The sequence below is a fragment of the Secundilactobacillus collinoides DSM 20515 = JCM 1123 genome (assembly GCF_001435975.1).
Classification (GTDB): Bacteria; Bacillota; Bacilli; order Lactobacillales; family Lactobacillaceae; genus Secundilactobacillus; species Secundilactobacillus collinoides.
The window spans coordinates 38,037-47,826 of record NZ_AYYR01000094.1 but is presented as its reverse complement, the minus strand read 5'-3'; the positions used below and the strand labels follow the sequence as shown (position 1 = coordinate 47,826).

The following is a 9,790-nucleotide window of genomic DNA, read 5'->3' as shown; positions in this document are numbered from 1 at the left end:
TAGAGCAACGGATTGAAGCTCCGTGTGTCGGCGGTTCGATTCCGTCCCGCGCCATTATGGATGGGTAGCGAAGTCTGGCTAAACGCGGCGGACTGTAAATCCGCTCCTTCGGGTTCGGTGGTTCGAATCCACTCCCATCCACCATAGGGATATAGTATAATGGTAGTACATCGGTCTCCAAAACCGCTAGTGTGGGTTCAACTCCTACTATCCCTGTTAGCATTATGATGGCGGTATTGGTGAAGTTTGGTTAACACACCGGATTGTGGTTCCGGCATGCGTGGGTTCGAGTCCCACATACCGCCCTTTGAAGATTGGGTTATAGCCAAGTGGTAAGGCAACGGACTTTGACTTCGTCATGCGCTGGTTCGAATCCAGCTAACCCAGTTGGATATGGTTCATCGATTTCAATATGGCGGTATAGCCAAGTGGTAAGGCAGAGGTCTGCAAAACCTTCATCGTCGGTTCGAATCCGATTACCGCCTTTGCCTTATTGAGAGGCCTATTCAACAACATTCAATTTATGCCGGAGTGGCGGAACTGGCAGACGCGCTGGACTCAAAATCCAGTGTCCGTTGAGGACGTGTGGGTTCGAACCCCACCTCCGGTACTAATTCAGTGTTTAGGACGTTGATCCTAAACACTTTTTTTGTGCCTATTGCGATTAACTTAAGATATCTAATAGCTCTCGTTACCAAGTTGGCTATTCGTCCAATTAATTACCATGTCTAAGACAGCAGTCGATTGTAAACGTAAAAGCTTGATACACCAGGCTTAAAACTGCTGTCATGAAGGGCGTTGTTCCCGTTAAAACTACAGTTATGTCAAATGTGTTGTCTATACCAATGCTTTATGCTATACTTTCTCTGAAAATTCGAAACGCTGCTGACACCTGTTCTACATTCCTGGACAATATCAATTAGGAGGAAATATGTACACTGGTCATCCATCTTTAAAGCAAGTGATTCAAAATTATGAAGCGTTACATCGTGCCAGCCATACACTTTTTATGCCCGGTCACCAAATTGACATGATTTTAAATATTCGCAACCCGTTAGATCGGTATCGTGCCATTGAATTACGCAACGAACAAATGTTAAAGGCAGTGGACTATGAAAACCGAATCGGAGAAGTGACACTGAAGCTTATATACGGGGGAACACCATTAACGGCGTATTTGTCATATACAATTAAGCAGGCAAAATTACACTTTAAACACTTTGTGGGCTATGTTGGCAATGAGCAATATCAGCTTGACCAATTTATTAAAATCATTGGTCATCAATTACCACACGCGATGGTACCGAAAAAAAATCGTGTCATTTTTCCCGCATTTTTTGTCTAGTCTAAAGACGGCTAGATGGCCAACAAAAAAGAGTCCAATCACTAACCTAAGAGGTTAGTGATTGGACTCTTTTTATTATGATAATTTTGAAATTGTCAGATCTTTTAATGTTTTTTCAATAGTATCATAGTAAGACTGCGGATCGGCGTGAAGCAGCGCCTGGTGTTCAACCGCGACAACGTGAATTTGATGCAGATCATGAATCTCAAAAGCCTGTAAAATTTGCTTATCAATTATGTATAAGACATCCGTATCACTAGCCGCCGACACGGAGAATGCGTGTTCTGCAGAGACGTTAAAGGCCAGGTCATGTTGTGCCAACCAGTCACTTAATTGCTGACAGAATTGGTCAATCAATGCACTATCTACGATTGGATTACCCGTTAATGCCGGCTGGTATTTTCCGTACCGAATATCCCCAACAACTTTAATCTCTTTCAAGCTTTCAACCTCCCAGTGGTGTGATTACAAACAACATCATAATGCACGCACAGCAATTTTGGTCGGTTTTGATGGACATTTTAGAAACATTTAAAAGGTTGCTGGGCAAAATAATTGTGAGCGGTGATGCCGATAAAAAGGGCCACCGGAATTGTAACCGTTTCCGATGGCCTTATTTTGGATTATTGTCGATTCAAAATTAAAACAATGGCAATTAAGCAAGCCGATAATATTAAAAAGCGGTTGGAGGTTTGACTGATCCTTCTTGTGAGCAGAAACCAAATAACCAAACAAAAAATGGTGATAACGATCATTAATGATGGGGTCTGGGTCATAAAGAGTGCCGCTATAATCAACAGCCCTAAAAGGATGACAGCGCCAGACCATTTAACGGTCACAAAATGTGCTTTGAAAAAGTAGCCGTAACATAAGAATGGCAAAAGCATCGCACTGACCGCAGCCATGGGCAGATACTGATGACTCAGTAAGAAGAAACCAGGCACCAGTGCCGAGAATAGGGCTGCCACGCTAAGCAGACCCCACTCGTTTGTAAACAAGCCTGGCAGGAAAAATAACAGGGCCAGCGTCACCATGATCAGGTCGTTGATGACATTTACCATCGTTGGCAACATCAGGTTACTCAGCGCTGTCACAATAATCGTAACTAATAGCCACAATTGTATTTTGTATCTTGCGTAATAGCTGCTGTTCAATTCAATGAATAAGCCCCCAAATTCAAGGAAAACAACGGCTAACATCATTAAAAACGGCAGTAATGTCGGCGTTTCATACGCCTTAAATGAGATTGAAGCGGCGTACATTGCGATTCCTGTGGTCTGTAATACACTAAATAAAAGGACTTGCAGGAGTCTGCGGTAACGCACAGTTAGTAGTTTTATAGTCTCGATAAGATCAAATCCTCCGCAGTATCAATGTCCTTATCCTATACATTTTTAGCTGACTGGTCAACGAAAATCCCCATTTTTTATGTTAATGACAACAAATTTGTGATAAACTGGAAAAGTTATAAGTCGTTCCCGATAGGATTCACTTTTCAGTGAAGATGCCTTGTAACCGCTCTAAATCAAGAATTGGGGGAATTTTTACAATGCAAGAGAGACATTTGTTTACTTCAGAATCTGTTTCTGAAGGTCATCCAGACAAGATTGCTGACCAAATTAGTGACGCTATCTTGGATGCCATGTTAGCGCAGGATCCGGACGCTCGGGTTGCCTGTGAAACGTCAGTCACTACCGGTTTAGTCTTGGTCTTTGGTGAAATTTCTACTTCAGCGTACGTTGATATCCAACACGTTGTCCGCGAAACTATCAAGAAGATTGGCTACATCGATGGTAAGTATGGGTTTGACGGTGATAACTGTGCCGTATTGGTCGCCATTGACGAACAATCGCCAGACATTGCTCAAGGGGTCGATGATGCCCTTGAAACCCGTGAAGGCGAAACGGATCCACTGGACCAAATTGGTGCCGGTGACCAAGGGTTGATGTTCGGGTATGCCATTGACGAAACGCCTGAATTGATGCCACTAGCCATTTCACTTGCACATCAACTGATGCGGCGCATTGCCAAGGTTCGTAAGGAAAACATCCTTGACTACCTTGGCCCTGATGCCAAGTCAGAAGTCACCGTTGAATACGATGACAACGGCAAGCCAGAACGTGTTGATACCATTGTTATCAGTACACAACACGCTGCCAGCGTTGAACTGGACCAGATTCACGATGACGTGATTGCTCAGGTTATCAAGCCAGTCATTCCAGCAGAATTGTTGGATGACAAGACGCGTTATCTAATCAACCCAACCGGTCGTTTCGTTATCGGGGGGCCTCAAGGTGACGCCGGGTTAACCGGTCGTAAGGTCATTGTTGATACTTACGGCGGTTACGCGCACCATGGTGGTGGTGCCTTCTCAGGTAAGGACGCCACTAAGGTTGACCGGTCTGCAAGCTACGCGGCGCGTTACATTGCCAAAAACATTGTGGCTGCCGGGTTTGCACACCAGGTTGAAGTCCAACTGGCTTACGCCATTGGCGTCGCACAACCAGTTTCAGTTTCAGTGAACACCTTCGGGTCAGCAACTGTTTCTGAATCAGATTTGACTGCAGCTGTTCGAAAGATTTTTGACCTGCGTCCAGCCGGCATTATCAAGATGCTGGATCTGAAGCGGCCAATCTACGAACAAACCGCTGCCTATGGTCACTTTGGCCGGACTGACATTGATTTGCCTTGGGAACACACGGACAAAGTCGATGCCTTAAAAGCAGAGTTACAATAACGTTAACTAATGTCGATTAAACTCGGCGAACTGGGTCGTTTATCCTGCGGGGTAACGGCTCTTTTATTTTTGAATCATTTTTTCATGTGAAACTGCTGACTGTAGTTCAGGTCTTTGCTATACTAGATATTAGCGTGTTTACGAGCGATTAAAAAAGCCAGCTGATGCTGACACTGTGGCAGGGGTTTCGGACCCCTAATATCAACGTTGGGGGTGCGGGCCAGCGTTCACTGTGAGGATGTAACATGGGTTCAAAGAAAACAAATGTCACGCTGGTCACGATTGCCATTTTTATTGCAACGTTTATGTCAGCGGTAGAGGGGACGATTGTCTCCACGGCGATGCCAACCATTGTGGGTGATTTGCACGGGGTGGCGCTGATGAACTGGGTCTTTTCGATTTTCTTGCTGACCAATGCGATTGCCACGCCGATTTATGGCAAACTAGCGGATATGCTGGGTCGGAAAAATGTCTTTTTGTTTGGTTTAGCCGTTTTTATTATCGGCTCCACCTTGTCGGGATTATCCAATAGCATGGGTGAGCTGATTGTGTGGCGAGCAGTTCAAGGTATTGGTGCCGGTTCGATTATGCCGATTTTCTTCACCATTATTGCCGATATTTACCCACTGGAGAAGCGGGCGAAGGTCATGGGCTTCAACGGGTCAGCATGGGGTATTGCATCAATAGTGGCACCGCTCCTTGGCGGTTTTATCGTTGATCAACTCAGCTGGCACTGGATCTTTTTCATCAACATTCCGATTGGATTGCTGGCGGTCGTTATGATCGTGGTGTTTCTCAAGGAAAAACGCCGTCGGACACGGCAACGGCTCGATCTGCTCGGCAGTTTCTGGTTGACGGTCGGCCTACTGGCGCTAATGTACGGTTTCCAACTGCTCGGTGATGCCAGTTTGAACTGGCTCATGCTAATTGGCTGTCTTGCCGTTTCAATTCTCGGCTTTGCAGCGTTTATTCGGCACGAGGGTCGGGTCGATAACCCGATTATTCCCCTGGCAATGTTTAACAATCGGACGTTCGTCACGCAAAATCTGGTGGCTGCTTTGATCAGCGGATTTTTAATGGGCTTTGAAGTGTACCTGCCAACGTGGACCCAGGGAATTCTCGGTCTACCAGCATCGTTAGCTGGATTTGCTGTGACGCCGAGTTCGCTGATGTGGATTGTCGGTTCGTTCATGGCTGGGAAATTACTGTTGACTAAAACACCGAAAACGATTATTAACATCAGTTTAACGTTTATTTTGATTGGCGCGATTGCGATGGCACTTTTGCCTGAGAGCACCGCATTTGTGTGGTTCTTTGTCATTGCTGCCATTTGCGGAACCGGGTTTGGTATCACAATCACAACAACGACAGTGACGGCACAAAATCAGGTTAGCGGAGCGAATGTCGGGGTTGCGACCTCGATCAACACCCTGGGCCGAACGTTAGGACAGACGCTGATGATTTCGGTCTTTGGCATTATCATGAACGTTCAAATGGCCAATGGGGTCAAACAGCATACTGGCACGACACTTAATATGATGAACAAACTGATCAATCCACAGACGGCTTCTGAACTGCCTGCTCGGTTGATCAGACCACTTCGGGAAATCTTGTATAGCGGGCTTCATTGGATCTTTATCGTGGCGCTTCTGCTGGTGATTTTATCCTTCTGCATCAACTGGCTGGATAAACCGGTAGCAACTTCCGAACGGGAAGCCTGATATCGTTGTGTAAATGCGGTATAATCTTTGTCAGATAACCAATGAAAGAGAGGCGATTGTGATGTTTGAAAATGATCACGCGCGCTATGCCAGTTATGGGGTCGTTAACATCCTCCCCGGTGAAATTATCGATCAGGTCTGGTACATTATTGATAACGACCTGCAAGGCATGTTCGAATTGCCTCAGACCCTTTCGCTAGGGCTCCGGAACAATGATGGTCAATTAACTTTTGACTATAGCCAAAACGATACCTTGGTTGCCAGTTTTGACACGCCATATCCGTTCTCAGATGATTTTCCTGAGAATGTTTGGGTGTTTGACGACGGTGAAAGTCAAATCGTCCTGTTGCCGCAAGAGCAACTTTAATAAATGCTGCAAAGCCGGTCAGAACGAAGCAACTGTTGCAACGCGTCTGCGTGGGCGACCTTTCTAATTTGTTGCAGCTGGCACGTTTTAACCTAAAAAGACACCGGAAAAACCATCGTGGGTTCTCCGGTGTCTTTTGTTGCGCCCTGCATGGTACTCAACCACCAGTCGGGTTAAGAATTGTGCCTAGCGTCGTTGAATAGCCAGCAGAAAGGGCGGTTCGTGTACCTGATTGATAAATTGATACTTTAAGACCTGAAAGCGATGCTGATCCAGGGTCGAAACGTAGTCCAGCACCGCTTTTTTTTCAATTTTACCGGCCGGGTGCCCGTAGTAGACCATCACGGAGACAATTCCACCCCGGCGCAGATGTGCTAAGCAGGCTTGAATCGCCGGCAATGTCGTTCGGCTGGTGGTTGTCACGGACTTGTCGCTGCCGGGCAGATAACCGAGATTAAACGTTGCGGCTGAAATTTCTTGACCAGTGGTGAGGTAATTGTCTAACTGCTCGTGGCCGGCTAAAATCAGCGATGTCTGCGGGTGCAATCCGGTTAAGACAAGCTGGTGGGTGGTCGTATCGAGGGCCTGCTGCTGGATATCAAATCCTAATACGTGCCCCGTCTTACCGACGAGGCTGGCTAAAAAGATCGTGTCATGTCCATTTCCAACCGTGGCGTCGACCACCGTATCGCCAGATGAGATTACCGGTTTCAGCAGGGTGTGGCTGAATGTTAACGGTGCTTCCAAATTCATTTCAAAAAGGCCTCCATAAAACCGTTTTCTTCAGTATAACAAGATGAATGCTATCTTGCATTTTAGATCGACATTTGGTAGCATTAAGACACTTGAATCTATTAAAGACTGATGAGGATTAGTAGGGGTTTATCGCGTTCAGAAAGTGGCTGGCAGTTGCGAAGTCACCGCGCTAAATTGCTGAACTCGTCTCGGAGTTTGTTTGACTGAACCAGAGTAGGTCGGACCGCGGCTGCCACGTTACGGCACAACGAAGCGCCCGCGTGTTGTGCGGGAAATGTAGGTGGTACCGCGGAATTTCCGTCCTACAAGAAACTAGACCTTAGTTTCTTGTAGGCTTTTTTAGTTTTTCAATAGATCACTCAAACATATTGAAAGGGAGCGTTTTTGTTTGGCTTACAATCACGATGTCATTGAACGCAAGTGGCAACACTACTGGAAAGAACACAAAACATTTAAAACATATGACGACGACTCAAAGAAGAAGTTCTATGCCTTGGATATGTTCCCGTATCCATCAGGACAGGGACTTCACGTTGGACACCCGGAAGGCTACACCGCAACTGATATTGTTGCCCGGATGAAGCGGATGCAGGGGTTCAACGTTTTACACCCAATGGGCTGGGATGCCTTTGGGTTGCCTGCTGAGCAGTACGCGCTGAAGACGGGTCATAACCCGAAGGACTTTACTGCTCAAAACATCAAGACGTTCAAACGTCAGATTCGTTCCCTGGGCTTTTCTTACGACTGGGACCGGGAAATCAACACCACTGATCCCGGTTATTACAAGTGGACACAATGGATCTTCGAACAACTCTATAAAAAAGGGTTAGCATACGAAGACAAAATCATGGTCAACTGGGCTCCCAATTTCATGGGTGGGACAGTTGTTGCCAACGAAGAAGTTATTGATGGTAAGACTGAACGTGGCGGGTACCCCGTTTACCGAGTACCAATGACCCAGTGGGTACTGCGGATCACGGCTTACGCTGATCGTTTGATCGATGATCTGGATGACCTCGACTGGCCTGAAAGTATCAAGGAAATGCAACGTAACTGGATCGGTCGTTCCGAAGGGGCCAGTGTGTTCTTTAAGATCGCGGGTCACGAGGATAAGCAGGTCGAAGTGTACACCACCCGTCCTGATACGTTGTTTGGTGCGTCCTACATGGTGCTTGCTCCTGAGCACGACCTGGTTGACGAGATTACCACGCCGGAGCAGGCGGATGCTATCGCAGCTTACAAGAAAGAAATTGAATCCCGTTCTGATTTGGAACGGACTGACTTAAACAAGAATAAGACCGGGGTCTTCACCGGTGCCTACGGAATCAACCCGATCAACGGCGAACAGATTCCAATCTGGATCGGCGACTATGTTCTGGCCTCATACGGAACTGGGGCCATCATGGCCGTGCCTGCCCACGATGACCGGGACTATGAATTTGCGAAGAAGTTTGATTTACCGATCAAGCCTGTTATTGAAGGCGGCGACATTGAAGAAGCTGCCTTTACCGGCGACGGGACCCACATCAACTCTGGGTTCATGAACGGGATGGATAAGACGACTGCTATCAAAGCGGCCATCGACTGGTTGGAAGAACATGATGCCGGCCATAAGAAGGTCAACTACCGTTTGCGGGACTGGATCTTCTCACGGCAACGCTATTGGGGTGAACCCATCCCAGTGATCCACTGGGAAGATGGCGAAACCACTCTGATTCCAGAAGACGAATTGCCATTACGCCTGCCTAAGGCTAAGCAGTTGGAACCATCAGGTACAGGTGAAAGTCCATTAGCCAACCTTGACGACTGGGTCAACGTGGTTGATAAAAACGGCCGTAAAGGAAAGCGCGAAACGAACACCATGCCGCAATGGGCTGGGAGTTCATGGTACTTCCTGCGGTACGTTGATCCGCACAACGATAAGATGGTTGCTGATCCGGAGAAACTGAAGTACTGGATGCCGGTTGACCTGTACATTGGCGGGGCGGAACATGCCGTTTTGCATCTGCTGTACGCGCGGTTCTGGCACAAGTTCCTGTACGATATCGGTGTTGTGCCGACTAAGGAACCTTTCCAGAAGCTGGTTAACCAAGGGATGATCCTTGGGACTAACCACGAAAAGATGTCTAAGTCAAAGGGCAACGTTATCAACCCTGATGAGATCGTGGACAAGTATGGTGCAGATACTTTGCGGCTGTATGAAATGTTCATGGGTCCATTGGAAGCCTCAAAGCCTTGGAGTACTGAAGGTATCAACGGGTCGCACCGTTGGCTGGATCGTGTCTGGCGCCTGATGATCGATGACAACAATCATTTGCGTGACCGCGTAACCACGTTTAACGATGGCACACTGGATCTGATTTATAACCAGACGGTCAAGACGGTCACCGATGACATGCAGAACCTGCGCTTTAACGTTGCCATTTCTCAAATGATGGTCTTCGTAAACGAAGCTTACAAGGCGGATAGTCTGCCATTGATGTACATGGAAGGCCTCGTGAAGATGCTGGCACCGATCGCGCCGCATATTACTGAGGAACTCTGGTCATTATTAGGCCACGACAAGACCATTGCCTACGCTGCATGGCCAACTTACGATGAAACAAAGTTGGTTGTCGATGAAGTCGAAATGGCTGTCCAAGTCAACGGTAAGGTGTGCGGCCATATCAAGGTTGCCACCGAAGCCGATGAGGATGCTATTAAAGCGGATGCCTTAGCCGATGACATTGTAAAGACCTATACTGAAGGTCACGAGGTTAAGAAAATTATCGTGATTCCAAAGAAAATCGTTAACATTGTTGTTGGTAAGTAATATCACTTAAAAGTTAAATCGTTGGATGACTCAAGGAGTAATTGTGTCTTTC

General features: G+C 46.9%; 8 protein-coding genes, 6 tRNA genes, 1 riboswitch and 1 other annotated feature. Of the genes, 11 read left to right on the top strand and 3 right to left on the bottom strand.

Going from position 1 to position 9,790, the window contains the following annotated elements; translation table 11 throughout:
- Nucleotides 1–58 precede the first annotated feature (58 nt).
- From FC82_RS13675 to FC82_RS13645, 7 genes are all read left to right on the top strand, one after another.
- A tRNA-Tyr gene (locus FC82_RS13675) sits at nucleotides 59–144 on the top strand.
- A gap of 1 nt (nucleotide 145) precedes the next feature.
- Nucleotides 146–216 (top strand) — tRNA-Trp (locus FC82_RS13670).
- A gap of 14 nt (nucleotides 217–230) precedes the next feature.
- Nucleotides 231–305, top strand: a tRNA-His gene (locus FC82_RS13665).
- Nucleotides 306–315: 10 nt separating this feature from the next.
- Nucleotides 316–387: transfer RNA gene (locus tag FC82_RS13660), tRNA-Gln, on the top strand.
- A 27-nt stretch (nucleotides 388–414) separates the two neighbouring features.
- Nucleotides 415–485, top strand: a tRNA-Cys gene (locus FC82_RS13655).
- A gap of 40 nt (nucleotides 486–525) precedes the next feature.
- Nucleotides 526–610, top strand: a tRNA-Leu gene (locus FC82_RS13650).
- Between the two features lie 321 nt (nucleotides 611–931).
- Nucleotides 932–1,345: a hypothetical protein gene (locus tag FC82_RS13645; RefSeq protein ID WP_054762103.1), complete on the top strand. Its 414-nt coding sequence runs from the start codon at nucleotides 932–934 to the stop codon at nucleotides 1,343–1,345.
- A gap of 75 nt (nucleotides 1,346–1,420) precedes the next feature.
- On the opposite strand, the gene FC82_RS13640 is transcribed toward FC82_RS13645, so the two are convergent.
- On the bottom strand, nucleotides 1,421–1,786 hold the full coding sequence (locus tag FC82_RS13640; RefSeq protein WP_054762104.1) for a hypothetical protein: 366 nt from the start codon (nucleotides 1,784–1,786) through the stop codon (nucleotides 1,421–1,423).
- Between the two features lie 182 nt (nucleotides 1,787–1,968).
- A complete protein-coding gene (locus tag FC82_RS13635) occupies nucleotides 1,969–2,670 on the bottom strand; it encodes a hypothetical protein (RefSeq protein WP_161939744.1) in 702 nt (233 codons plus the stop codon).
- A 135-nt stretch (nucleotides 2,671–2,805) separates the two neighbouring features.
- Nucleotides 2,806–2,897: riboswitch (SMK box riboswitch) on the top strand.
- Here FC82_RS13635 and metK point away from each other — a divergent pair.
- The 3 genes from metK (at nucleotide 2,895) to FC82_RS13620 (ending at nucleotide 6,170) form a co-directional block, all read left to right on the top strand.
- The gene (gene metK, locus FC82_RS13630; protein WP_056997285.1) at nucleotides 2,895–4,082 is read left to right on the top strand and encodes a methionine adenosyltransferase; all 1,188 of its coding nucleotides are present in this window, start codon (nucleotides 2,895–2,897) and stop codon (nucleotides 4,080–4,082) included. (Overlaps the previous riboswitch by 3 nt.)
- Nucleotides 4,083–4,327: 245 nt before the next feature.
- On the top strand, nucleotides 4,328–5,803 hold the full coding sequence (locus tag FC82_RS13625; protein WP_054762108.1) for an MDR family MFS transporter: 1,476 nt from the start codon (nucleotides 4,328–4,330) through the stop codon (nucleotides 5,801–5,803).
- A 61-nt stretch (nucleotides 5,804–5,864) separates the two neighbouring features.
- Nucleotides 5,865–6,170, top strand: a complete 306-nt coding sequence (locus tag FC82_RS13620) for a DUF960 family protein (RefSeq protein WP_054762110.1) — start codon at nucleotides 5,865–5,867, stop codon at nucleotides 6,168–6,170.
- 186 nt (nucleotides 6,171–6,356) lie between these two features.
- Here the strand turns inward: FC82_RS13620 and mnmM are convergent, their stop codons facing one another.
- Nucleotides 6,357–6,923: a tRNA 5-(aminomethyl)-2-thiouridylate-methyltransferase MnmM gene (gene mnmM / locus FC82_RS13615; RefSeq protein WP_056997284.1), complete on the bottom strand. Its 567-nt coding sequence runs from the start codon at nucleotides 6,921–6,923 to the stop codon at nucleotides 6,357–6,359.
- 101 nt (nucleotides 6,924–7,024) lie between these two features.
- Nucleotides 7,025–7,234, top strand: a binding site (T-box leader).
- A gap of 80 nt (nucleotides 7,235–7,314) precedes the next feature.
- Here mnmM and leuS point away from each other — a divergent pair.
- Nucleotides 7,315–9,738 (top strand): leucine--tRNA ligase, encoded by a 2,424-nt coding sequence (gene leuS / locus FC82_RS13610; protein WP_056997283.1) that lies wholly within the window; start codon nucleotides 7,315–7,317, stop codon nucleotides 9,736–9,738.
- Nucleotides 9,739–9,790 lie beyond the last annotated feature (52 nt).

Excerpts from the sequence above, each read along its gene's own strand:
- FC82_RS13645 (WP_054762103.1), top strand. The coding sequence starts at position 932 with ATGTACACTGGTCATCCATCTTTAAAGCAAGTGATTCAAAATTATGAA.
- metK (WP_056997285.1), top strand. The coding sequence starts at position 2,895 with ATGCAAGAGAGACATTTGTTTACTTCAGAATCTGTTTCTGAAGGTCAT.
- FC82_RS13625 (WP_054762108.1), top strand. The coding sequence starts at position 4,328 with ATGGGTTCAAAGAAAACAAATGTCACGCTGGTCACGATTGCCATTTTT.
- FC82_RS13620 (WP_054762110.1), top strand. The coding sequence starts at position 5,865 with ATGTTTGAAAATGATCACGCGCGCTATGCCAGTTATGGGGTCGTTAAC.
- mnmM (WP_056997284.1), bottom strand. The coding sequence starts at position 6,923 with ATGAATTTGGAAGCACCGTTAACATTCAGCCACACCCTGCTGAAACCG.